The organism is Pantoea dispersa (assembly GCF_014155765.1).
In the GTDB taxonomy this organism is placed as follows: domain Bacteria; phylum Pseudomonadota; class Gammaproteobacteria; order Enterobacterales; family Enterobacteriaceae; genus Pantoea; species Pantoea dispersa.
Genome location: NZ_SCKT01000006.1, coordinates 120,385 through 144,546 on the forward strand (window position 1 = coordinate 120,385; position 24,162 = coordinate 144,546).

Consider the following 24,162-nt stretch of genomic DNA (forward strand, 5'->3'; position numbering starts at 1 on the left):
CATGGCGGCCAAAAACACCACGCTGTTTCAGGTCAGTAACGGCGGCGCCCTCAACTGGAACAACAACAACCGCATCACCTTCAACGGTTCTGCGGCCAACGTCTCCGGCGGCCAGGTGACCGACAGCCTGGCGGTACAAAACCTTGCGACCTATAACGGCAGCTTTAGCGTGCAGACGCTGGACGGCAAAACCACCGCCTTCAACGTCACCAATGCCAGCCAGCTGCAAAGCTACAATAACTGGCTGGTGAGCCAGCTGCAGGCCGGCAATCTCGCGCCGGCCAGCTACCTCAGCGCGTTCAATCAGGCGGTCACTATCACCAACGGCGATATTGTCTATAACGTCAGCGCCACTGCGCCGGATGAAGTGACGCAGCCGATAGGTAGCCGCGTGGTGATCAATGCCGAAGGCGCCGGTTCGCAGGTCACTATCGCCGCCGGTAAAACGCTGGAAGTGGTTGGGGCCAGCGATGGCGCGGTACGCGTGGCCAGCGGGGCCAATGCCACCATCGACGGGAAACTGGCGAGCCGCGGCACCGCGCTGGCGCTGGATGGCGCGACGGCTACCAACAGCAGCAGCGGCGTCATCAACGGCGGCTTCCTCAACCGTATTGATGGCACCGGCGTCGGCGCGGCCAGCAACAACGCCACGGCGGTAACGGTGCAAAACGGCGGTGATTTCACTAACAATGGCGTGCTTAACCTCGGTACCACCGGCAGCAATCTGACCAACGGCGTGGCGGGCATCCGCCTTGATGCCAATGCGCAGGCCGCTAACAGCGGCAATATCAACGTGGGCGTCAACGGTTCCAGCGCGCGTGGCACCACTTCCGGCGTGCTGCTCACCAGCGACAGCAGCCGATTTACCAACAACAGCGGCGGCACGATTTACCTCGGGCGAGGCGCGCAGAACAGCCTGAGCGACAACGTGGCGGAGACAGCCCTGAACCAGAGCGGGCTGACCAGCGGCATTGCGCTGCTGGCCAACGGTAGCGCCACCAACGACGGGGCGATTGTGATTGGCTCGCGCGTACAGAACGCCGTCGGGATGTCGGTCAGCGGTGCCAGCAATGCCACGCTGATCAACAGCGGCACCATCGACGTCAACGGCAGCGCTGCGCGCGTGCCGCGCGAGAACGTCGGCATGCTGGTCACTAACAGCAACGGTACGCTGGAGAATCGCGGCACCATCAACCTCAATGGCGTTAACGGCACCGGCCTGAAAGTGCTGGCCACCAGTGGTAACAGCGCCGCCGCCAGCTCCACCGGGACCATCAACGTGGCGGGCGGAGCCGATCCGGCCAGCGGCACGCGCAACTTTGGCGTTTGGGTGGAAGGTCAGGGCAGCGGCACTGCCGCAGCGAACGTGGACGGGCCGATTAACCTCACCGGCAACGGCGCGATTGGCGTGTACGCGCGCGGCAACGCCACGGTTAATGTAACGCAGAATGCCATTCCCCGTTTCAGCACCGGCAGCAATCAAATTGGTTTTTTTGCCTATGGCCCGAATGCGCTGATCAACGTAGACGACAACAACGCGTTTGACGTCACCACCACTAACTCGACGCTCTTCCGCATCGAACAGGGCGCGACGTTCGACGGGACTAATACCACGCTGACCGCCTCCGGCGCGGGTGCGGTGGCGGTGAACGGCACCGGCGGTGGCGGAACATTGGTGAAGACCAACAACGCCACGATTAACGTTAGCGGCACCGGTGCCACCGGCGTCAATATCGAGGGCGGTGCGCAGGGCAATATTGACGCGGCGACCACCATTACCCTCAGTGGCAGCAACGCCACGGGCGCGATTGCCGACGGGCAGAAACATACGCTGACCGGCGCCAACAGCCGTGCGCCGGTCGCCAGCACGCGGCTGACCTCCGCCGCAGAACTCAACTCGGCGCAGAACGGCATCACCGGCTATCTGGCACGCAACCGCGCGCAGCTCAGCAACAGCGGCAACATTAACTTCAGCGGGGCCAATACCACCGGCCTGCGCGTGGAGAGCGGGGCGACCGGCAGCAACAGCGGCAACATCAGCATCAGCGACGGCGGCACCGGTATCGCGGTGAACAGCGCGGGCAGCACCTTCGCTACCACCGCCAGCAACAGCGGCAACATCGACGTCAATGGCGGCAGCAGCACCCGCCGTTCGCGCGGCGTCAGCGCCAGCGGTAGCCAGGCGGTGGCGAACCTCAACGGCGGCACGCTCACGCTCAACGGCAGTGGTGCCATCGGCGCCGAAGCGCTGGACGGTGCGCTGGTGAATATCGCCGCCGGATCGACGCCGATCTTTAACAATAGCGACCAGATCGCCTATCACGCTGCAGGTAACGGTTCGCGCATTCGCGCCGCCACCAGCGCGCTGGATGTCAGCACGCGTGGTTCCACCGGCTACCGCCTTGACGACGGTGCGGCGCTGAGCTTCAGCACGCCGAACAGCCTGAGCGCCAGCGCCGCCAGCAGCACCGGCGTAATTGTCTCCGGCAGCGGCAGCAGCCTCAACAGCGCCAACCTCAATCTGACCGCCAGCGGCGAGGAGAGCACCGCCGTGCGCGTCGAGGGCGGTGCCGCGGCGACGCTCGACGGCAGCAGCAACATCACACTCAGCGGCAACAACGCGGTGGGCGTGCTGGTGAATACGCTGCGCAGCGATCTCAGTAATGCGCTGGACGGCAGCGCTGTCGCCACCCGCGTCACCAGCAACGCCCGCATCAGCGGCGCTGGCAACGGTGCCGTGGGTTTCGACCTGACCAACGGCGCGGAACTCGAGAACAATGGCGCACTGACGCTGACCGGTAGCAACAGCATCGGCATGCGCTCGCGCGCCGACAGCACGCTGACCAACAATGGCGTGGTTAACGTCAGCAGCGGCACCGGGTTAGACGTCGGCGGCAGCGGCACCACGCTGGCGCAGGGCGGCAGCATCAATGTCGATAACGGCGTGGCCGGCGTGCGCATCAGCGACGGTGCGCAGCTGGCACTGACCGGCAGCGATACGCTGATCACCACGCGCGGCACGGCGCATGGCATTTTGCTCGACAGCGGCGCGGCGGCGCTCAGCGCGCGCGACGCCACCATCAACGTACTGGGCAGCGGCAACGGCATCGAAAACCGCGCGGAGCTGGACAACGTTAGCCTGAGCAACCTGACGCTTAACGTCGGCGATGGCAACGGCATCCGCACTGCCGTCGCGTTCGATCCCGCCTCCACCGTGACCACCAATGTATCCGGCAGCGGTAACGGCCTGACTATCGCCAACGCCGATGGATCGACCACCGGCGGCGATCTGACGCTGGGTTCGGGTTACGTTTTCAATGTCACCGGCGCCGGCGGCACCGGGATTCGCGCCAACACCACGGGAAATATCGTCACCGCCGCCAGCGTTAATATCACTAATGCGGCAGGCGGTTCGGCGCTGGTCTCCAGCACCGCCGGCACCATCGTCAACCGCGGCACACTGCGCTCCAGCAGCCTGACGGCGCCGGTGGTCGATCTGCGCGGCGGCAAAACGGTATTCGAAAACCTTGGCACAATCGTAACCGCCACGGCGCAAAGCGTGGCGGTGGCGGGCAGTAACGCCGACGATGTGATTTTGCTGACCCAGGGTGACGTGCTGGGCGACATCAATCCTGGCGGCGGCAGCGACACTTTCCGCTGGACCGGCGGCACGCTCAACGGCAGCCTGACCATGGGCGCAGACAACAACAATATCGCCGACGTCAGCGGCGTCGATCTCAGCACTACTTACCATCTCACCAGCGGCAACGGCACCGGTAACAGCCTGACCTTTGACCAGATTACGGCGCGCGGCGGCAGCTTCAGCGCGGATGACCTGAGCAAAGGCGTTAATCTCGGCAGCGGCTGGAGCATCATTAACTTCGCGGATAGCCGCTGGACGCTGACCGACAATCTGCAGCTGGCGCACAGCACCATCAACATTGATGGGCGCTCAACGCTGTATGCCGGTGACAACGTGCATCCCACACTGGCGGGCGGCACAGCGGATTCGCTGCAGGTGAATAACAGCGGCACGCTGGACCTCACCAATGGCGGCGGTTCGCCAGGTAATACGCTGGACATCAACGGCTCGCTGGCGTCGATGGGCGGTCAGGCGAATCTGGTGACGCGCCTGAATGACGGCGGCGCGCTGAGCAACCAGTTCACCGACCACATCAACGTCAGCGGTAACGCCAGCGGCACCACGCTGCTCAACGTCAGGCTCGATGCGGCAAGCAGCGCGGCGCTCACCGATCGCAACCGCAACGGCGGCATTGAGGGCAACGAAGGCATTTCGCTGGCGCAGGTGGGCGGCAACGCCGGCCAGAACAGCTTTGCGCTCAGGGATGGCTATCTCGGTGCCGGACCGTGGCAGTACCGGCTGTACAGCTTCGCGCCGGGCAGTAGCGATCCGGCTCAGCGCCTGCTGAGCGGCAGCGGCAACAATTACTGGGATTACCGGCTGGCAAACTACTACGTGTGCGAGGACAGCGACAGCTGCCAGCCAGCGCTGGTGACCAGCGGATTTGGCACGCCACAGCGCTACGATGCGCGTCCGGCGGTGGTGCCGCAGGTGCCTTCGTACATTTCGGCACCGGTTGGCCTCGCCTATTACACCGCCGCGATTATTGATGACCTGCACAAGCGTCTCGGCGAACTGCGTCACGAGCAGACGCGCCCGGCGGGTAACGGCGGTGAGATGTTCCTGCGCTACATCGGCTCGAATCTGAAATACAAAAGCGACCGCAGCTTTAGCGATTACGGCTACGGGTTTGACCTCGACTACAGCGCGGTGCAGCTTGGCGGCAACCTGCTGCGTCTCGACGGTGAGCAGGACAGCCTGCGCGGCGGCGTGGCCTACACGCGCGGCAATACGCGCATCCGTCCGCAGGCGGCAGACGGTTACAGCAGCACCAGTTTTGACAGCGACAGTCTGGCGCTGTACGGCACCTGGCAGCGCCAGAACGGCTTTTACCTTGACGGCGTGCTGTCGTTTGACTGGCATCGTGGTGAAACCGACATTGCGCGCCAGCAGCGAGAGGCAAGGCTGAAGGGCCACGGCTGGACCGCCTCGCTGGAGAGCGGTTATCCGTTTGAACTCGGCGAGGGCTACAAGCTGGAGCCGCAGGCGCAGCTGATGTACCTGAAACTGAACATGAACGATTTCACGGATGAGGACAATAACCAGGTGCGCTATGGCGATTATCACCAGACGATTGGCCGTCTCGGCGCGCGTCTCGACCGCAGCTGGACCGATGACAGCAACCGCCAGTACACGCCTTATCTGCGCGCGAATTATTACAAAGGCTGGGGCGGCACGACGCAGGCGTCGGTGTCGGCTGCCGATAACCCGGCGCTCGGCGCCAGCTTCAGCAGCGGTAATTTTGGCCAGATGTGGGAAGTGGGTGCCGGCGGCACGGTGACGCTGCAGCAGGATGTGTCGCTGTACGCCGAAGCGGATTACCGCAAGGAGATCGACGGCAACGGCGCCAGAGGCTGGCGTTACAACCTCGGCGTGCGCTGGCAGTTCTGACAGTACGTGCACATGACGCGGTCGCCGTGAACGGCGACCCTACAAGAATGGGGCATGTGGCGGGATGTGCAGGGATGCGGTGATGGCACGTTTTTCTGTAGGGTGCGCATTCATGCGCACCGCTGCCGACACGCCTTTCAGCCAAAGCTCGATCTCATTTACCCTAAATGATTTTTTATCGATCCCGCCCGCGGCCGGAACTGTGAAGCGCCGCGCACTCCTGCTTTATTCAGAACAAAAATTAAATAGCCGCGCTAAAGCCAGGCCATTGTGCTGCCGAAAAGGTAAAAAAGTATTATCGATTTCTCTTCAGCCTGCGTTTTGCAAGGACTCACACATGCGTAATAACCAGCCCATCACCCAGCGTGAATACGTCTTCGACGATCGCGCCACGCTGATGTCGACCACCGATCTCAACAGCCACATCACCTACGCCAACGACGCCTTTATTGAGGTCAGCGGATTCAGCCCGGAAGAGGTCAACGGCCAGCCGCACAACATGGTGCGTCATCCGGATATGCCGCCGGAAGCGTTCGCCGATATGTGGAGCACGCTGAAGCAGGGCGAACCCTGGACCGCGCTGGTCAAGAACCGGCGCAAGAATGGCGATCACTACTGGGTGCGCGCCAATGCCATTCCGGTGGTGCGCGAGGGCAAGCTGCAGGGCTATATGTCGGTACGCACCAAACCGTCGGCGGAGGAGGTCCGTCAGTGCGAGACGCTGTACCGTGATTTTCGTGAAGGGCGTGCCAAAGGGCGTCGCTTCCATAAAGGGCTGATTGTTGGCAGCGGCTGGCGGCGACTGACTTCAGTGCTGAAAACGCTGCCGCTGCGCTGGCGCATCCGCAGCACGCTGATCGCGCTGCTGCCGTTGTCGATACTGGGCGTCTGGCTGCTGGGCATGGCACCCCTGGCGATCGGCTGCTTCAGCGGCGGCATGGCCGGGCTGCTGCTGCTGGCCAGCCTGTGGCTGGAGCAGCAGATCTCGCGCCCGATGGAGCGCATGTGCCGTCAGGCGCTGAGCGTGGCCACCGGCGCCAGCCACAAAGTCGAGCACATAGATCGGGTGGATGAGATCGGCATGACGCAGCGCGCTATCGGCCAGCTGGGCCTGATGTTCCGCTGGCTGGTGGATGACGTCAGCGGCCAGGCGATCAACGTTCTGAGCGCCAGCGACGCCATCGCGCGCAGCAATGATGAGCTGAGCCGTCGCACCGAGCAGGCGGCGGCGAACGTGCAGCAAACGGCGGCGACCATGAACGAAATGACCGCCACGGTCAAAAGCAATACGGAAACCGCCAGCGAAGTGAATACGCTGTCGGCCAGCACCAGCGCAGCGGCGATCAAAGGCGGTGAAGTGATGCAGGAGATGGTCGGCATGATGGCGGAAATTGCCGACAGCTCGAAGCGTATCGCCAACATCACCAGCGTGATCGACGGCATCGCTTTCCAGACCAATATTCTGGCGCTGAACGCGGCGGTGGAAGCGGCGCGTGCCGGTGAACAGGGCAAAGGCTTTGCGGTGGTGGCGGGCGAGGTGCGCAGTCTGGCACAGCGCAGCGCCAAAGCCGCCAGCGAGATCAAAAACCTGGTGGAAACCAGCGCCGGCCGCGTGCAGTCGGGCAGCGATCACGCCGATGCGGCCGGCCACACGATGCAGGCGATTGTCGATCAGGTGCAGAATGTCACCGCCCTGATCGCGCAAATCAGCGCGGCGACGGCCGAACAATCCATCGCGCTGAGCGAAGTCAGTAGCGCGGTGGAGGATCTCGACGACATCACCCATCAGAACGCGGCGCGCGTGGCGGAAGGCGCAGAAGCTTCCGGCCGAATGGCGCATCAGGCCAACCGGCTGGTTGAAGCGATCAGCGTGTTTCGCTAAGTTTCACGACGCTTCACGTCCGGCGCGCAGTGCGCCGGGCGGTGTGCCGACAATGCGTTTGAAGGCGCGACTGAAGGCGGCCAGTGAACCGTAACCGAGGTGGAACGCCACGCTCTCCACCGCTTCGCCATCGTTAACTATGCGCTCCACCGCCAGACGCATGCGCAGTTCGGTAAGGTAGCGCAGCGGCGTCATGCCGGTGGCGTTTTGAAAGCGCGCGGCAAACACCGAACGTGAACTGCCGGATTCGCGCGCCAGCCGCTCCACCGTCCAGTTTTCGCCGGGCGCGCGGTGCATGGCCGCCATCGCCAGGCTGAGGCGCGGATCGCGCAGCGCCTGCACCAGCCCGCTGCCCTGACCACAGCCATTCTCCACCCAGCCCCGCACAATTTGCGCCGCCACCACATCGGCCAGCCGCGACAAAATGCCGGCAAAGCCCGCTTTGCGCTGACGTGTTTCACGCTCCATGGCATCCAGAATCGGCTGGATTTCCGGGTATTGCGCCAGCAGCGTGCTGACCAGCATCACATCCGGCATGGTGTGCACCAGCGGCTGCATGCCGCCCAGCTCAAACGCCATGCAGGCGCTGAATAAAATCACATCGCTGTCGTCCGGGCAGGCATCCGCGTCCGGCGCATCGTTGATGGCGCACACGCTGTCGCAGATGGGTTTGCTGTTAAAGGTAGCGATCGGCACGCACACCGCATCTTCGCCGGAGATCAGCGCGTGCGGCTTACCGTGCGGAATCAGCAGCGCATCGCCCGCCTGCAGCGGATAGACGGTGCCGGAAGCGGAGCGAATCAGCAGCGAGCCGCGGCCAACAAAGTGCAGCTGCGCCTTGCCCGGCGCGTCATCATATTGCAGGCCAAACGGCGCATGCAGCGCGATGCGCTGATATTTGACGCCGTACAGGCGCATGCCCATCAGCAGTTCGCTGGTCAAGTCTTCATAGCGGCTCATACAATCCAGACGAATTATCAAAAAACAAAGTTTCTGTATCATAGATCGTCTTGCGTCGTCTCTCTATGCTTACAGCCTGATATTTTGTGATGGGGATCGCAGATGAGTCTGGATACTGAAGTAGTGGAAACAAGCATTGCGGTAGAGAAACCTGCATGGGGCGCGGTGTTCGCCATGGCGTTTGGCGTCTTCGGCCTGATCACCGCAGAATTTCTGCCGGTGAGCTTGCTGACACCCATTGCCGACTCGCTGCGCGTCAGCGAAGGGCAGGCGGGCCAGACGGTCACGGTTACCGCGCTGGTGGCGCTGCTGACCAGCCTGGTGATTGGTAACGTCACGCGCCGCCTCGACCGCCGCCTGGTGATGCTGGCGTTCACGTTGCTGCTCATCGCCTCGGCGCTGCTGGTGGCGTTTGCCGAAAATCTGCCGATGATTTTACTGGCGCGCGTGCTGCTCGGCATGGCGATTGGCGGCTTCTGGACGTTGTCGACCGCTATTACCATGCGGCTGGTGCCCGCCGATCAGGTGCCGCGCGCGCTGTCGATTGTGTTCAGCGGTATTTCGCTGGCCACCATCATTGCCGCGCCGCTGGGCAGCTATCTTGGCGGGCTGATTGGCTGGCGTAACATTTTCCTGCTGACCGGTGTTTTGGGCGTGCTGGCGCTGTTCTGGCAGTTCTTCACCCTGCCATCGATGCCGCCGGAGAACAAAGCGCGCAGCGGCGGCGTGCTGGACCTGCTGCGTCAGAGCGTGATGCGCTGGGGCATGCTGGCGGTGATCATGATGTTTACCGGCCATTTCGCCTTCTTTACCTACCTGCGCCCGTTCCTGGAAACCAGCGCGCAGCTGAATGTGAATCAGCTGTCGCTGGTGCTGCTGGCGTTCGGCGTGGCGAACTTCTTCGGCACCTCGCTGGCCGCGTGGCTGGTGACGCGCAGCGTGTCGCTGACGCTGACCGGCATGGCGCTGGTGATGAGCGTGACGGCGGTGCTGCTGGTGAGCTTTGGCCACGTCTCCTGGCTGGTGGCGAGCGGCGTCGCGCTGTGGGGGCTGGCGTTTGGTTCAATGCCGACTGGCTGGTCAACCTGGCTGTCGCGCGCGGTGCCGGACGACGCCGAATCGGGCGGCGGGCTGCTGGTGGCAACTATTCAGCTGGCGATCACCGCCGGTGCGGCAGCTGGTGGCTGGATGTTCGATCTGCAGGGCGCGGGCGGCGTATTCCTTGCCAGCGGCGTGCTGATGCTGCTGGCCGCCATCACCATCTTTACCCGCGTGCGGCATCACGGTTAAATCCGTTTACCGCCATCAGGCGCGCCGCGACACGCTTCAGGGGCTGTCGCGGCGCCGCTTTTGCCGCGTATGCCTGGTCTCACCAATCACAGCAATAAATCCTGCCTTTTAATCAAATCGTGGTTTTTTAACCCTTTGCGCGCAGGTTGCGCTAAATGTGCTTTTTATAGTCAAAATATTCGAATGACTTAGGCAAATCTCTGCGCTTTTTTTTGATCGGTTGCCGGCCTACTATATCTCTCATCAAGGCGATGTCGCCTTATTCAATCAAAAATCTTTAAGGAAATGACCATGAAAACCATCAAAACTTTTGCTGCTGTTATTGCTCTCTCTGTTCTGCCATTTGCCAGCTTCGCGCAAAGCGTGACCGCTACCGCCTCTACGCTTGACGGTGCTGAAGCGCAAATCGCTGCTAAAGCGCAGGAACTTGGTGCTTCCTACAAAGTGACTGAAGCCAACTTCAACAACGGCGTTCACATGACGGCAGAACTGACCAAATAAGTTCGCCTTACCCTCTGTGCTGACAGGGTGCCTTCGGGCGCCCTGGCGGCGTTGCTAACGCCATAAAATCCTGTCCCTTTTTCGCATAAATGATTATTATTCGCAAAAACTAACATCCTTATCGGCTCGCCTCGGGCTGAATTTCCTATTGGTTGCAATGTCGGGCTTTCATTTCACTGCCGCACGGCGGTGGTTTTGCTATGGAGAAGTTATGAAAGCGAATAAAACAATGCAGTGGGCGCTGCGTCCGCTACTGGTGGCCACGGCGCTGCTGTCCTGCAGCGCGCTGCAAGCGGCGGAAACGCAGCCGCTCAATCAGCCGATCGCCAAAGGCGCCTATGAACTGGCGTTCAGCAACAGCGACAACGCGCTGTTCCTCGCCACGGCGCAAAACGCCGGCAACCCGCAGGGCGGTACCGTGTACCGTCTCGATCCGCAGAATCTGGCGGTGAAACAAACCATCAATACCGACCTGAAAACGTTTGGTGCCGCCATCAATCAGCACACCAACGTGCTGTACTTCGGTAACACGGTCAACGGTGCGCTGACGGCAGTGGATGCCAGCAGCGGTAAGGTGATCAACACGCTGGTGCTGGATGGCCGCAAGCGCGGTGACTCGGTTCGTCCGCTGCAGCCGCGTGAAGTGGTGACGGATGCGGCGACCAATCGCGTCTACATTACCGGTCTCGGCGCGCAGAGCGTGGTGTGGGTGGTGGACGGCAAAACGCTGCAGCTCATCAGCACTATCCCGAATACCGGCAAAATGGGCACCGGGCTGGCGCTGGATGCCGCTGCGCAGAAACTGTATGTCACCAATGCCGATGGCGAGCTGGTCACCATCAATACCCGGCTGAACGCGATTGAAAAGCGCCAGAAAATTGACGGCGATAAAGAGCACTTTTTCCTGAATATTGCGCTGGATAACAAAGGCCACCGCGCTTTCCTCAGCGATGCGAAGCAGCCGCAGGTGCTGGTGCTGGATACCCGCACGCAGCAGGTGATTCAGCGTATTGAGGTACCGGAATCGCTGGCGGTGCTGTTCAATGCCGACCGTGACGAGCTGTATGTCACGCACCGTAAAGCCGGTGAGATCAGCATCATTGATGCCAGCAGCTATAAAGTGAAACGCACGGTGAAAGCGCCGGGCCTGCCGAACAGCCTGGCGCTCTCCGCCGATGGCAAGACGCTGTTCGTCAGCATCAAGCAGCCGGGCTCACGCAAGGAACCGCCGAAAAATCCGGACAGCGTGTTGCGCATCGCGCTGTAGGGCGTAATTATCCGAAACTCAGGGGCGACGTGTGTCGCCCTTTGCATTTCCAGCCTTGATGCCCCCTTTCCCGCCCGGCTTACGCTACCTTTAGGACGACAACACCTAAGGGGAGAGTGCAATGAGCCAGTTTTTTATGCATGAAAAAAACGATCTGGTGAACGAAGCGATCGAAGGCGTGTTACTCAGCACGCCGTGGCACAACCTGACCCGCCTCGATCTGGGCGATGAGATTCGCGTGGTGGTGCGTTCGGACTGGGATAAAAGCAAAGTCGCGCTGATTTCCGGCGGTGGCTCCGGTCACGAACCGGCGCACGCGGGCTTTGTCGGCAAAGGGATGCTGACCGCTGCGGTGTGCGGCGATATCTTCGCCTCGCCGAGCGTTGATGCGGTGCTGAACGCCATTGTTAACGTCACCGGTGAGGCGGGCTGTCTGCTGATTGTGAAAAATTACACCGGTGACCGGCTCAACTTTGGCCTCGCAGCGGAAAAGGCGAAAAATCTTGGTTACAAGGTGGAGCTGGTGATGGTGCAGGACGATATCGCGCTGCCGGAAAATCCACAGCCGCGCGGCATTGCCGGCACCGTGCTGGTGCACAAAATCGCCGGCTTTGCCGCGGAGCAGGGGCACTCGCTCGACGAGGTCAAAACCCTGGCGCAGCGCACCATCGACGCCACGTCCTCCATCGGCCTGGCGTTTGCCACCTGTCACATTCCGGGTGAAAAGCGCGACGATCGCGTGGCAGCTGGTCATAGCGAGCTGGGGATGGGCATTCACGGTGAGCCGGGCGTGATCACGCTCGATACGCAAAACAGCCGCAAAATTACCAGCATCATGACCGATCAGCTGGCGCAGGCGCTGCCCGACGGCAAACAGGCGCTGTTGATGATCAACAATCTCGGCGGCTTTTCCCAGCTGGAGCTGGCGCTGCTCACGCGCGAGGTACTGCAGTCGCCGCTGGCGGCACGCATCACCCATTTAATTGGCCCGGCAACGCTGGTCAGCGCGCTGGATATGAAAGGGTTTTCGCTGACGCTGCTGGCGCTGGAAGAGGCGTTTTTCGAGGCGCTGCATGCGCCGGTGCAGGTGCTGGGCTGGACGCCGATATACGACTTTGCGCCCATCAGCCTGCAGCGCGCTGAACGCATCGGCAGCGTGCTGGATTTCGATCCTTCTGATAACGCTGAAGTGGCGCAGGTGGTTGAGCGCGTGACGCAGACGCTGATCGATCTGGAGAGCGAGCTGAATGCGCTGGACGCCAAAGTCGGCGACGGTGATACCGGCTCGACCTTTGCCGCCGGCGCGAAGAAAATCCAGCGCGGCCTGCGTGAACAGCAGCTACCGCTGGATGAGTTGCCTACGCTGCTGGCGCTGGTAGGCGAACAGCTGGCGACGGTGATGGGCGGATCGAGCGGCGTGCTGATGTCGATTCTGTTTACTTCGGCCGGACAGCAGCTGGAGGAGGGCAGCACGCTGCCGCAGGCGCTGATGCACGGGCTGGAACGGATGAAGCACTACGGCGGCGCGCAGCCGGGACATCGCACCCTGGTGGATGCGCTGCAGCCGGCACTGGAGGCGTTAGCGGCCGGAGAGTCGCTGGCCGCGGCGGCAGCCGCTGCGCAACAGGGTGCCGACGCGACGGCGCAGATGCAGAGTGCGAAGGCGGGCCGTTCGGCTTATCTCAATCAGCAGAGTCTGGATGGCGTGAAGGATCCCGGCGCGTACGCCATCGAGAGGGTGTTTGCGGTGCTGGCGGGCTGAGGATGGGGCGGATGGGGGCGGGGTTCGCCCTCACCCTAACCCTCTCCCGCGGGCGGGAGAGGGAACTGCTCTGAGCGATGTCGGAGTACAGCGCGGTTCTGCCCCCGAGCTTTTCCGCTTACTCCGAGGCTTCGCGCAGCATCTCGTCGTGCGGAATATCCTGCAGAATCTGCTCGAAGCTGCGCAGACGTTTGTAGATCGACATCAGCGTAATCAGCGTGGACCACGAGGTGATCAGATACTGGAAGGAGGAGCGCACCTGATCGAACACGTTGGTGATCTGGTTAAGTAGCCCCAGCGTGATGGTGCCCGCAACAATCGAAGGGAACAGCACGAACAGCCCGAACACATTGTCCACCTGCAGATAGAGAATGCGCGTGATGTTGAAATAGAGATAGTGGAAATAGAGGCGGAAATAGTTGTGACGCACGCGGCTGAACAGCTCCTGCACCGTAGGCGGCGCGGCGCGCTGCGGATCGTCCTCGCCGTACACCAGTTCTTTACGGTACGCGGCTTCCACCCGCTGATTGCGGAACTCCAGCCCCGGCAGTTTAATCCCCACCAGCGCCAGCAGCGCGGTACCAAACAGCGACCACAGCAGCGCGGCGATCACCAGCGCATAAGGGATATTGCCGAGGATCGGCACTTCTTTCACGTGATGCGATAGCGTCACCAGCACCGGCAGAAACGCCACCAGCGTCATGATGGCCTGAATAAAGCTGATGCCCCAGTCCTGCAGCGTACTGGCGAAGCGCATGGTGTCTTCCTGCACACGCTGTGCGGCACCTTCTACCAGACGCAGGCGCTGCCAGTTATGCATGTAGTAGTTGTTCATCGCGGTACGCCAGCGGAATACCCAGTGGCTGACGAAAAACGAGTTCATCACGCCGATCACTACCGCGATCAGCGCAATGCCGAGAAACGCCAGTACCTGCACATAGAACTGATTGATGCTCACCGAGCCAGCTTTGGTCAGCGCCTGTTGAATCATGTCGTAAAACGGACCATACCAGGCGTTAACGCCGACGCCAACCTGCACGCCAAACCAGGTGACAAAGATAATCAGTAACGATCCCCATACCGACCAGCGCTGCCACGGATGGTTGTCGATGATGCGCCACACCAGCGCAAAGGCGCCGCCCATGATCCAGTAATAGGCATAAAACCACAGCTGGCTGGCGTGGATAAAGCGGCTGGCGTTGGTCGGCAGCGGCTGCTGCATCGCCGCCTGCAAAGCGGGAAAGCGCGCCGGAAAATCATTGAAAAAGCCAAACCAGGCAAAAATGGCAATCAGGCTCCAAATCGCGGCCGAGCTGAAAAACAGCGCCGGCCGCGGAAAATAGGACTTAAACATAGGCACTCCGCTGTTGTGTGTACTCTTTATACCGCTTCCGGCATTTATCTGTCTGTTGTCGGTTGTATCCGACGATGACAGCATCGCCGCTTTTATGTAAAGCGGCAGAGTTAGTTGTTAAGTTTTTTGTGCTCATTTGTTTCGGGAAACTAAATTATTAACAGCGATGGTGTTACACTACGCCAACTGTTACCGGTAACAGTCTTGCTGTATCCCTTAAAACGCCAATAAAAATCATTACAACGCAACTACTTAACTTTCATGCCGCATTATATGCGGTAATGAGGCAATGTCATGTCAGAAGAAAAAAAGGGTCACACTCGCCGGGATTTCCTGCTGAGAACCATCACCCTGGCGCCGGCAATGGCGGTAGGCAGTACGGCGATGGGCGCACTGGTCGCGCCAATGGCCGCCGGTGCGGCAGCGTCGTCGGCAGCTGCGCCGCAGCAGGCGCGCGAGTATCAACCGGTGTGGTTTACCGCCGAAGAGTTTGCCTTCCTCAAAGCCGCCGTGGCGCGCCTGATCCCCAACGATGAACGTGGTCCTGGCGCGCTGGAAGCCGGCGTACCGGAGTTTATCGATCGCCAGATGAATACGCCGTATGCCACCGGCAGCAACTGGTATATGCAGGGACCGTTCAATCCGGATCTGCCAAAAGAGCTCGGCTATCAACTGCCGCTGGTGCCGCAGCAGATCTACCGTCTCGGCCTGGCCGATGCCGATGGGTGGAGCAAACAGCAGCACGGCAAGGTGTTTGCTGAGCTGACGCCCACGCAGCAGGACGCGCTGCTGAGCGCCTTCGAAAACGGCAGCGCGCAATTCCCGCAGGTGCCGGCCAAAACCTTCTTCGCCTTTCTGTTGCAAAACACCCGCGAGGGCTACTTCAGCGATCCGATCCACGGCGGCAATCAGGGCATGGTGGGCTGGAAGCTGATCGGCTTCCCTGGCGCACGCGCCGACTTTATGGATTGGGTAGAGCGCGGCGAACGTTATCCGTTCCCGTCAGTTGATATTCGCGGCGAGAGGGCGTAACCGTGGCAAATGCGTTAAAAAAAGTGGATGTGGCGATCGTCGGTTTCGGCTGGGCCGGGGCGATCATGGCGAAAGAGCTGACCGAGGCCGGTCTGCATGTGGTGGCGCTGGAGCGCGGGCCGCATCGCGATACCTATCCGGATGGATCCTATCCACAGTCCATTGATGAACTGACTTATAACATCCGCAAAAAGCTGTTCCAGGATCTGTCAAAAAGCACTGTGACTATCCGTCACGATGCCTCACAAACCGCCGTACCGTATCGTCAGCTGGCGGCATTCCTGCCGGGCACCGGCACCGGCGGCGCCGGCCTGCACTGGTCGGGCGTGCACTTCCGCGTCGACCCGGTCGAGCTGAACCTGCGCAGTCACTACGAGCAGCGTTACGGCAAAAACTTTATCCCGGAAGGCATGACCATTCAGGATTTCGGCGTCAGCTATGACGAGCTGGAACCGTTCTTCGATCAGGCGGAAAAAGTGTTCGGCACCTCCGGTAGCGCCTGGTCAATCAAGGGCAAAGTGGTGGGCAAAGAGAAAGGCGGCAACCCGTATGCGCCGGATCGCTCCAGCGACTTCCCGCTGCCGGCGCAGAAGCGCACCTGGTCAGCACAGCTGTTTGCCCAGGCGGCGGAATCGGTGGGCTATCACCCTTACGATATGCCGTCGGCCAACACCTCCGGTCCTTACACCAATACCTACGGCGCGCAGATGGGCCCGTGCAACTTCTGCGGCTTCTGCAGCGGCTACGCCTGCTACATGTACTCCAAAGCGTCGCCGAACGTTAACATTCTGCCCGCGCTGCGCCAGGAGCCGAAGTTTGAGCTGCGCAACAACGCGTATGTGCTGCGCGTCAATCTTACCGACGATAAAAAACGCGCGACCGGAGTGACCTATCTGGACGGTCAGGGACGTGAAGTGGAGCAGCCGGCGGATCTGGTGATCCTCTCCGCCTTCCAGTTCCACAACGTGCACCTGATGCTGCTGTCCGGCATCGGCAAGCCGTACAACCCTATCAGCAACGAGGGCGTGGTCGGCCGTAACTTTGCCTACCAGAACATCTCCACGCTGAAGGCGCTGTTTGATAAAAACACCACCACCAATCCGTTCATCGGTGCCGGTGGCGCCGGCGTGGCGGTGGATGATTACAACGCCGATAACTTTGACCATGGTCCGTACGGCTTTGTCGGCGGTTCACCGTTCTGGGTCAACCAGGCGGGCACCAAGCCGATCTCCGGCCTGCCGACGCCAACAGGCACGCCGAACTGGGGCAGCCAGTGGAAAGCGGCGGTGGCGGATACCTATAACCATCACGTGTCGATGGATGCGCACGGCGCGCACCAGTCGTATCGCGCTAACTATCTCGATCTCGATCCCAACTACAAAGATGCTTACGGCCAGCCGCTGCTGCGTATGACCTTTGACTGGCAGGACAACGACATCAAAATGGCGCAGTTCATGATCGGCAAGATGCGCAAAATCACCGAAGCGATGAATCCGAAGATGATCATTGGCGGCGCAAAAGGGCCGGGTGCCCATTTCGATACCACCGTGTACCAGACCACGCACATGAGCGGCGGCGCCATCATGGGCGAAGATCCTAAAACCAGCGCGGTGAACCGTTATCTGCAGAGCTGGGATGTGCCGAACGTGTTTGTTGCCGGCGCTTCTGCCTTCCCGCAGGGACTGGGCTACAACCCGACCGGCATGGTGGCGGCGCTGAGCTACTGGTCCGCCAAAGCGATTCGTGAACAGTATCTGAAGAACCCCGGCCCGCTGGTACAGGCATAAGGAACATGGCGATGATCAAAAGTTTAACAGCCCTGTTGCTGGGCACCCTGTCGTTCGCCGCGCTGGCGGAGGACACCGCCGCCGATGCGCTGGTGCAGCGTGGTGAGTATCTGGCGCGCGCCGGTGACTGCGTCGCCTGCCACAGCACCGCAGGCGGTAAACCGTTTGCCGGCGGACTGGCGATGGCGACGCCGATTGGCACCATCTACTCCACCAATATCACGCCGGATAAGGCAACCGGCATTGGTGACTACAGCTATGACGACTTCCAGAAAGCGGTGCGTCACGGCATGGCGAAAAACGGCGACACGCTCTATCCGGCGATGCCCTATCCATCTTATGCGGTGGTCAGCGATGACGACATGAAGGCGCTGTATGCCTACTTCATGCACGGCGTGGCACCGGTGGCGCAGGCTAACAAAGAGAGCGACATTCCGTGGCCGCTGTCGATGCGCTGGCCGCTGGCGATCTGGCGCGGCCTGTTTGCGCCAGATGTGAAGGCGTTCCAGCCGGCCGCGCAGGAAGATCCGGCGCTGGCACGCGGTCGCTATCTGGTGGAAGGATTGGGCCACTGCGGTGCCTGCCACACGCCGCGCAGCATCACTATGCAGGAGAAAGCGCTGAATAACGGTCAGGGCAACGATTACCTTGCCGGCAGCAGCGCGCCGATTGACGGCTGGACCGCCAGCAACCTGCGCGGTGACAACCGCGATGGCCTGGGGCGCTGGAGCGAAGCGGATCTGCAGCAGTTCCTGCGCTATGGCCGTAACGATCACACGGCGGCGTTTGGTGGCATGACCGAGGTGGTGCAGCACAGCCTGCAGTATCTCAGCGATGCGGATATCAGCGCGATCGCCCGTTACCTGAAATCGCTGGGTGCGAAAGATCCGTCTCAGGCGGTATTCCGTGAGGATGACGCAGTGGCCCGGGCGCTGTGGAAAGGTGACGACAGCCAGCCGGGTGCCGGCGTGTATGTCGACAGCTGTGCGGCGTGTCATAAAACCGACGGCAGCGGCTATCAACGCTTCTATCCGGCACTGCGCGGGAATCCGGTGGTGATGGCAGAGGATCCGACGTCGCTGATTCATATCGTACTGGTTGGCGGCACGCTGCCGGGCGTGCAAGGCGCACCGACCGCGATCACTATGCCGGCGTTTGGCTGGCGTCTGAACGACAGCCAGGTGGCGGATGTGGTGAACTTTATCCGCAGCAGCTGGGGCAACGGCGTGCAGACCAAAGTCACGGCGAAACAGGTGGCGAAACTGCGCCAGGATGACAGCGTGCAGCCAAAACAGGGCAGCGCGGATATCCGGGGGCTGGAAAAGCAGTAAATTACTCTTACACCCCATCAGCTCATGATGCAATTTAAAAACTGATGGGGTGTGAAAATATAATAGATCTACATATATTTATTTACACGACCGCGAAAATCCTTTCAGACATTTCTTGTAAGAGATTGATTATCTCTGGCTTGAAAATCCTTTCCGCTTATTAAGCGTTACATTAACTTTAGCGAAAAGGATGACCATATGTCTGTCGGCTATTACGACCCGACCAAACCGGGACAAGAAAACTTCGTCAATTCACCCTATCAGTACTGGAAAGGAGTGGTTGCGGATAAAAGCGTTAGCTATATCGAATTTGCCATCAATGGCCGGCTATTTACTACGCAGGTAAACGCGGACGGCAGCTGGGAGTATCAGCTGCCGCTGCGACTGGAAGAGGGCAGCCACAATCTCACTATCCGCTTCTTCGATCTTGCCGGCAATGCCGGAATTCCCCTTCAGACGCGGCTGGAAGTCGATCTCAGCCCGCCCGATATGCCGGCGATTATGCGCGTACTGGATGACTTCGGTCCGGTGCAGGGCCCGGTTGGCAACAAAGGCTTCACCGATGATAAAACGCCAGCCATTTCCGGTTATGCCGAGCCGGACAGCATTGTCCGCCTGTACAGCAACGGCGTGCTGACTGGCAGCGTGCAGGCGGCGAAAAACGGTCAGTGGACCATCACGCCGGAACTGAGTAATGGTGAACAGCGCCTGTATGTCACCGCCACTGACAAATTCGGCCAGGTCAGTTTTGATTCCCCGGTCTTCACGCTTTACGTCAATTCGCCGCGCATCGACAAGCCGCAGCTGCTGGAAGTCTATGATAATGAAGGCCCCAATAATGGCGTGATTAAAGCGGGTAGCGAGAGCGACGATCGTAGTCCGCGCCTGAGCGGCAACGCGCCGCTGGATGCCGAAAGTGTAGTGATTTATGTCAACGGCGAGCGGGTAGGCATCGCACCAGTGGTTGATGGCCAGTGGCACTGGGAAAGCAACATTGATCTCCTTAACTTTGGCAATAATACCATTACCGTCCGCGCGCAGAATAATCGTGGCGAACTGAGTAATGAAAGCGAACCCTTTACTTACAAAGTGATTCCAACGCCGGAAGCTAAAATCGATTATGCATTCGATAACGAAGGCCTCTATCAGGGGCGTCTGGATAGCGGGGCGCTGACCAATGATTTCAGTCCTATTCTGAAAGGCAGTGCAGAAGCCAACAGTGTGGTATATGTCCACGCACAACGGATTAACGGTTATTGGGAGCTGCTCGGTAGTGTACGTGCGGATGCTCAGGGTAACTGGGAGATTGAGACGAATAAGCTGACGCAGGGGGACGGTGATTATGAGTTCCAGGTTGGCTATTTCACGCAGCCAGATACCCAGGCAGAGAAGTTTAGCCTGACTATTATCAGCGGCGAAGCCGTTATGCCTGTAATTGAATCCGCTTTTGATAATGTTGGTACATCCACCGGCGCGCTGAAAAATGGAGCTGTGACTGATGATTACACACCGACGCTGAGCGGTCGTGCCGAAGCCAATTCGATCGTTTATTTCTTTGATAAACACGTCAACGGTACCTGGGCACGGCTCGGCAGTGTTAAAGCCGACGCGCAGGGGAACTGGACCTTCACTACGCCAAATCTGGGGGGGTATCTCGGAGAGCATACTTTCCAGGTCAGCAACAGCGAGAAACGTTACACCAATGGCAGCACGTATCAGCTAACGCTGCAGCCGGAAAAACCGAATATCAGTAACGCTATTGATAATGAAGGCGGTATCCAGGGCGAACTAAAAAATGGCGACTATACCGATGATTTCACTCCAACACTCACGGGCTGGGCAGCATCAAACAGTTTAGTGTATGTGTATGCTCAGCACGACAATGGCAACTGGCAGTTACTTGGCAGCACGCGCGCCAGCAACTTCGGGGCCTGGAATTTCACTACCAGTAACTTATCCGGTCAGCACGGCGAATATCAGTTCCAGGTTAGTAGCAGCAGCACGCGCGATCCGTCCGCTGATATTTTCAAGCTGGAAATCAACGATAACGCGGTGAGAGTAGGCGATGAAGGGCTGGCCTGGGACTTTGATGATGGCACGCTGCAAGGCTGGATGCCTGCCGGGCTGTACAAAAAATATAACCAACTGAAAACCACCGAATGGAAAGGCGCCGACGGTTCTAACGTGCTTGGCTCAATGACTGACTTCGTTGAGGGGCGTGATTACAGCGGTGACGTGGTTTATCGCTATATTGAAGTCGAGGCGGGTAAAACTTATGAACTGGATTTTGATGGTTACCGTCTGAATCAGGGTTGGGTTGCCCCAGTAATTGGTATGGAAGTTGACGGTAAAACGGTGATTAAACCTGAGGCGTTAACGTCGTCATGGCAGCATAAAAGCGGCACTTATACCGCAACCGAAACCAAAGTGGTCAAAGTCGCGGTCACTAATGCCACCGCCAATGGCTACGGCAATGATTTCCTGCTGGACAATCTCGGTATGAAGCCGGTCGAAGTTACGCCGGTGGATAGACAGGGACTCGACTGGGACTTCAACGATGGCACGCTGCAGGGCTGGATGGCTGCGGGGCTGTACGAAAAATATAACCAGCTGAAAACCACCGAATGGAAAGGCGCCGACGGTTCTAACGTACTTGGCTCAATGACTGACTTCGTCGAGGGGCGTGATTACAGCGGTGAAGTGGTTTATCGCTATATTGAAGTCGAGGCGGGTAAAACTTATGAACTGGATTTTGATGGTTATCGTCTGAATCAGGGTTGGGTTGCCCCAGTAATCGGCATGGAAGTGGACGGTAAAACGGTAATTAAACCCGAGGCGTTAACGTCGTCATGGCAGCATAAAAGCGGCACCTATACCGCAACCGAAACCAAAGTGGTCAAAGTTGCAGTCACTAATGCCACCGCCAATGGCTACGGCAACGATTTCCTGCTGGATAACCTTGGGATAAAGCCGGTCAACGTAACCAACGTGGGGGAACAGCGGATCGACTGGGACTTCAACGACGGCACACTGCAGGGCTGGATGGCTGCAGGGATATATGAAAAACTCAACCAGATTAAGACCACTTACTGGAAGGGCGAAGATGGCTCCAATGTCTTAGGCAGCTCGACAGATGCTAATAATACCGGACGTGATTATAGTGGTGAGGTTGTTTATCAATATATCCAGGTCGAAGCGGGTAAAAGTTACACGCTGGGCTTTGATGGTCAACGGATTAATAAAAGCTATGCATCTTCAGTAATCGGCATTCAAGTCGACGGAGTAGATGTTGTTGCTCCTGCTACCCTGACGCAAACATGGCAGCATTTTAGTGGCGTTTACACAGCAACCGAAACCAAAGTGGTGAAAGTTGCGGTGGTCAATGATACGCCAAATGCCTATGGCAATGACTTCCTGCTGGATAATCTGTTTGTGCAGCCGCAAAATAATAGTGTTACCAAAGTAATCGCAACGGAAAGCATACTGACAGAAATGCTTGCCAGCGGTGAAGAAGCCGCGGTAATCGACATGCTCGGCAACGGTAAAAATACGCTTAGCGTTAGCGTGGCGGATGTTCTCAGTGCTGGCAGCAAAGACCTGTTTATTGTTGACGGCAAAACCCAGGTGCTGATCAAAGGCGATGCGCAGGACGTGGTGAAACTGGATGACATCCTCGGCGACGGCGGTGACGTGGGCGATTGGGTGAAACAGCAGGGCAGCACCACGGTGGCTGGCGTGAAGTATCAGGTTTACAGCCACAGCGGCGTCGATGCCGATGTGCTGATCCAGGAAGGGGTGAAAACCGAACTGGTGTAAATCTGGCGGGGGCGGAAACGCCCCCAAAGGTTTGCACCAGGACGTAGCGGCGCGATTTATCGCGCGATGAATCGTGCCGCTCCAAAGGGTGCGCATTGCCGGGCTGAACCGGCCGCCGCCCACCCTGCGCCCATCCGGGTTAAATGTTCTCCAGATCCAGCCCCCGCGTCTTCGGCCCGTAAATCCCGACCGACAGCATCACCATCAGCATGCTCAGCACGATAAACACGATCACTCCCTGACTGCCGGCATACTGCAGAATCAGGCCAATCAGAATACTGCTGAAAGCGGTCGACAGCCGGCTGAATGAATAGCAGAAGCCGACGGCGCGCGCACGAATGTGCGTCGGGAAGATCTCAGTCTGATAAGCGTGATAGCTGAAGGTGAGCCAGGCGTTGCTGTAGGTGATCAGGAAACCGCACACCACCATCAGCAGCGGGTTGCTGGTCAGCGCGAACAGCGTGCCGAACACCACCGTCATCAGCGATGAAGAAACGATCTGCCATTTGTTTTCCAGCCGGTCGGCGTAGCGGCTGCAGATCAGCGAGCCGAGCGGATAGGCCAGCGTGATGAAAAAGGCGTACAGCAGGCTATGGGTGACGGTGGCCCCCTTGCCGGACAGCAGCGCCGGCAGCCAGTTACCGAAGCCGAAGAAGCCAATCGCCTGGAAGAAGTTCATCACCACCAGCATCAGCGTACGCTGGCGATAAGCCGGTGCCCAGATTTCGCTAAAGCGCCCTTTTTTCGGCAGCTGTGCCGCCGCATCACGCTGAGAGAAATCGTCTCCCGGCGCAATGCCGCAGCGTTTTTCCATCTCGCTCAGCACCCGGTGCGCGTCCTGATGCCGCCCCTGCTGTGCCAGCCAGCGCGCCGACTCCGGCAGGTTTTTCCGGATAAACCAGATCACCAGCGAGCACAGCGCACCGGCGATCACGACCCAGCGCCAGCCTTCGAGGCCGAGCAGGGTTTGCGGTACCAGCCACCATGACATCAGCGCTACCGTCGGCACCGACAGGAACTGAATGAAAAAAGAGAAGGCAAACGCGCGGCTGCGCAGATGGGCCGGCACCCACTCCGACAGATAGGTATCGATGGTCACCAGCTCGACGCCCAGACCGATGCCGACCAGAAAGCGGCACAGAATAATCATCTCCGCGCTGTGCTGGAACGCCATCAGCAGTGAGAACGCACCGTACCACGCCAGCGCGCACATAAAAGTCAGGCGACGGCCGAAGCGGTCAGCATAGGGTGTCAGCAGGCTGGCACCGACAAACAGGCCGAGAAAGGTCGCCGAGGCGAACGCCGCCTGATCGGCGATACCAAACACGCCTGCGGCGCCGGTGTGGAACACGCCTGCGGCGACCAGCCCGGCGCTGATGTAGCCGGTTTCAAACAGATCGTACAGCTCGAAGAAGCCGCCGAGCGCCAGCAACGTAATAAAGCGCCACAGCCCGGCGGAAGAGGGCAAAGCGTCGATGCGCCCGGCCAGCGTCTGGCGTTCGGTCGCGATGCGATCGGTCGCCACCCCTGTCGAATAGGTGGTTGTCATTATGATTGTTACCTCGGTGTTTGCAGGATCCGCCCGGTGGTGGTTTGTCAGAAATCATTAACCGTTAGCAAGCGAAGAAATAGCAGAATAATCAATTC

The 24,162-nt window shown here is 59.6% G+C and carries 13 protein-coding genes; 10 read left to right on the top strand and 3 right to left on the bottom strand.

Going from position 1 to position 24,162, the window contains the following annotated elements:
• Position 1 precedes the first annotated feature (1 nt).
• Together H7K56_RS16995 and H7K56_RS17000 are read left to right on the top strand one after the other, a co-directional pair.
• Positions 2-5,533, top strand: a complete 5,532-nt coding sequence (locus H7K56_RS16995) for an autotransporter outer membrane beta-barrel domain-containing protein (RefSeq protein WP_249042711.1) — start codon at positions 2-4, stop codon at positions 5,531-5,533.
• 337 nt (positions 5,534-5,870) lie between these two features.
• Positions 5,871-7,415, top strand: a complete 1,545-nt coding sequence (locus tag H7K56_RS17000; protein ID WP_150360487.1) for a methyl-accepting chemotaxis protein — start codon at positions 5,871-5,873, stop codon at positions 7,413-7,415.
• 3 nt (positions 7,416-7,418) lie between these two features.
• Here H7K56_RS17000 and H7K56_RS17005 read toward each other — a convergent pair whose 3' ends face one another.
• On the bottom strand, positions 7,419-8,375 hold the full coding sequence (locus tag H7K56_RS17005) for an AraC family transcriptional regulator (protein WP_021507815.1): 957 nt from the start codon (positions 8,373-8,375) through the stop codon (positions 7,419-7,421).
• Between the two features lie 102 nt (positions 8,376-8,477).
• Here H7K56_RS17005 and H7K56_RS17010 point away from each other — a divergent pair, with 102 nt between their 5' ends.
• From H7K56_RS17010 to H7K56_RS17025, 4 genes are all read left to right on the top strand, one after another.
• Positions 8,478-9,665, top strand: a complete 1,188-nt coding sequence (locus H7K56_RS17010; protein ID WP_058757539.1) for an MFS transporter — start codon at positions 8,478-8,480, stop codon at positions 9,663-9,665.
• A 291-nt stretch (positions 9,666-9,956) separates the two neighbouring features.
• Positions 9,957-10,166, top strand: coding sequence for a YdgH/BhsA/McbA family protein (locus H7K56_RS17015; protein ID WP_058780877.1), 210 nt, complete (start codon positions 9,957-9,959; stop codon positions 10,164-10,166).
• A 211-nt stretch (positions 10,167-10,377) separates the two neighbouring features.
• Positions 10,378-11,433 carry a 7-bladed beta-propeller protein YncE gene (yncE, locus tag H7K56_RS17020; RefSeq protein WP_150360486.1) on the top strand — a complete coding sequence of 352 codons (1,056 nt, stop codon included), beginning with the start codon at positions 10,378-10,380 and terminating at the stop codon, positions 11,431-11,433.
• Positions 11,434-11,554: 121 nt separating this feature from the next.
• Positions 11,555-13,195 (top strand): dihydroxyacetone kinase subunit DhaK, encoded by a 1,641-nt coding sequence (locus H7K56_RS17025; RefSeq protein ID WP_150360485.1) that lies wholly within the window; start codon positions 11,555-11,557, stop codon positions 13,193-13,195.
• A gap of 118 nt (positions 13,196-13,313) precedes the next feature.
• Here the strand turns inward: H7K56_RS17025 and sbmA are convergent, their stop codons facing one another.
• A complete protein-coding gene (gene sbmA, locus H7K56_RS17030; protein WP_021507809.1) occupies positions 13,314-14,549 on the bottom strand; it encodes a peptide antibiotic transporter SbmA in 1,236 nt (411 codons plus the stop codon).
• Between the two features lie 294 nt (positions 14,550-14,843).
• Between sbmA and H7K56_RS17035 the strand changes: the two genes are divergently transcribed.
• The 4 genes from H7K56_RS17035 (at position 14,844) to H7K56_RS17050 (ending at position 22,515) form a co-directional block, all read left to right on the top strand.
• A complete protein-coding gene (locus H7K56_RS17035; protein ID WP_058770036.1) occupies positions 14,844-15,581 on the top strand; it encodes a gluconate 2-dehydrogenase subunit 3 family protein in 738 nt (245 codons plus the stop codon).
• Between the two features lie 2 nt (positions 15,582-15,583).
• Positions 15,584-17,368: a GMC family oxidoreductase gene (locus H7K56_RS17040; protein WP_150360484.1), complete on the top strand. Its 1,785-nt coding sequence runs from the start codon at positions 15,584-15,586 to the stop codon at positions 17,366-17,368.
• Between the two features lie 11 nt (positions 17,369-17,379).
• Positions 17,380-18,699, top strand: a complete 1,320-nt coding sequence (locus tag H7K56_RS17045; protein ID WP_150360483.1) for a c-type cytochrome — start codon at positions 17,380-17,382, stop codon at positions 18,697-18,699.
• Between the two features lie 198 nt (positions 18,700-18,897).
• Entirely contained in the window at positions 18,898-22,515 is a 3,618-nt protein-coding gene (locus H7K56_RS17050) for an Ig-like domain-containing protein (RefSeq protein WP_150360482.1), read from the top strand.
• A gap of 139 nt (positions 22,516-22,654) precedes the next feature.
• On the opposite strand, the gene H7K56_RS17055 is transcribed toward H7K56_RS17050, so the two are convergent.
• Positions 22,655-24,064: an MFS transporter gene (locus tag H7K56_RS17055; protein WP_150360481.1), complete on the bottom strand. Its 1,410-nt coding sequence runs from the start codon at positions 24,062-24,064 to the stop codon at positions 22,655-22,657.
• Positions 24,065-24,162: the final 98 nt, after the last annotated feature.

Bases quoted from the DNA above. Each gene is read 5' to 3' on its own strand.
- H7K56_RS16995 (WP_249042711.1), top strand. From the start codon at position 2: ATGGCGGCCAAAAACACCACGCTGTTTCAGGTCAGTAACGGCGGCGCC.
- H7K56_RS17000 (WP_150360487.1), top strand. From the start codon at position 5,871: ATGCGTAATAACCAGCCCATCACCCAGCGTGAATACGTCTTCGACGAT.
- H7K56_RS17005 (WP_021507815.1), bottom strand. From the start codon at position 8,375: ATGAGCCGCTATGAAGACTTGACCAGCGAACTGCTGATGGGCATGCGC.
- H7K56_RS17010 (WP_058757539.1), top strand. From the start codon at position 8,478: ATGAGTCTGGATACTGAAGTAGTGGAAACAAGCATTGCGGTAGAGAAA.
- H7K56_RS17015 (WP_058780877.1), top strand. From the start codon at position 9,957: ATGAAAACCATCAAAACTTTTGCTGCTGTTATTGCTCTCTCTGTTCTG.
- yncE (WP_150360486.1), top strand. From the start codon at position 10,378: ATGAAAGCGAATAAAACAATGCAGTGGGCGCTGCGTCCGCTACTGGTG.
- H7K56_RS17025 (WP_150360485.1), top strand. From the start codon at position 11,555: ATGAGCCAGTTTTTTATGCATGAAAAAAACGATCTGGTGAACGAAGCG.
- sbmA (WP_021507809.1), bottom strand. From the start codon at position 14,549: ATGTTTAAGTCCTATTTTCCGCGGCCGGCGCTGTTTTTCAGCTCGGCC.
- H7K56_RS17035 (WP_058770036.1), top strand. From the start codon at position 14,844: ATGTCAGAAGAAAAAAAGGGTCACACTCGCCGGGATTTCCTGCTGAGA.
- H7K56_RS17045 (WP_150360483.1), top strand. From the start codon at position 17,380: ATGATCAAAAGTTTAACAGCCCTGTTGCTGGGCACCCTGTCGTTCGCC.
- H7K56_RS17050 (WP_150360482.1), top strand. From the start codon at position 18,898: ATGTCTGTCGGCTATTACGACCCGACCAAACCGGGACAAGAAAACTTC.
- H7K56_RS17055 (WP_150360481.1), bottom strand. From the start codon at position 24,064: ATGACAACCACCTATTCGACAGGGGTGGCGACCGATCGCATCGCGACC.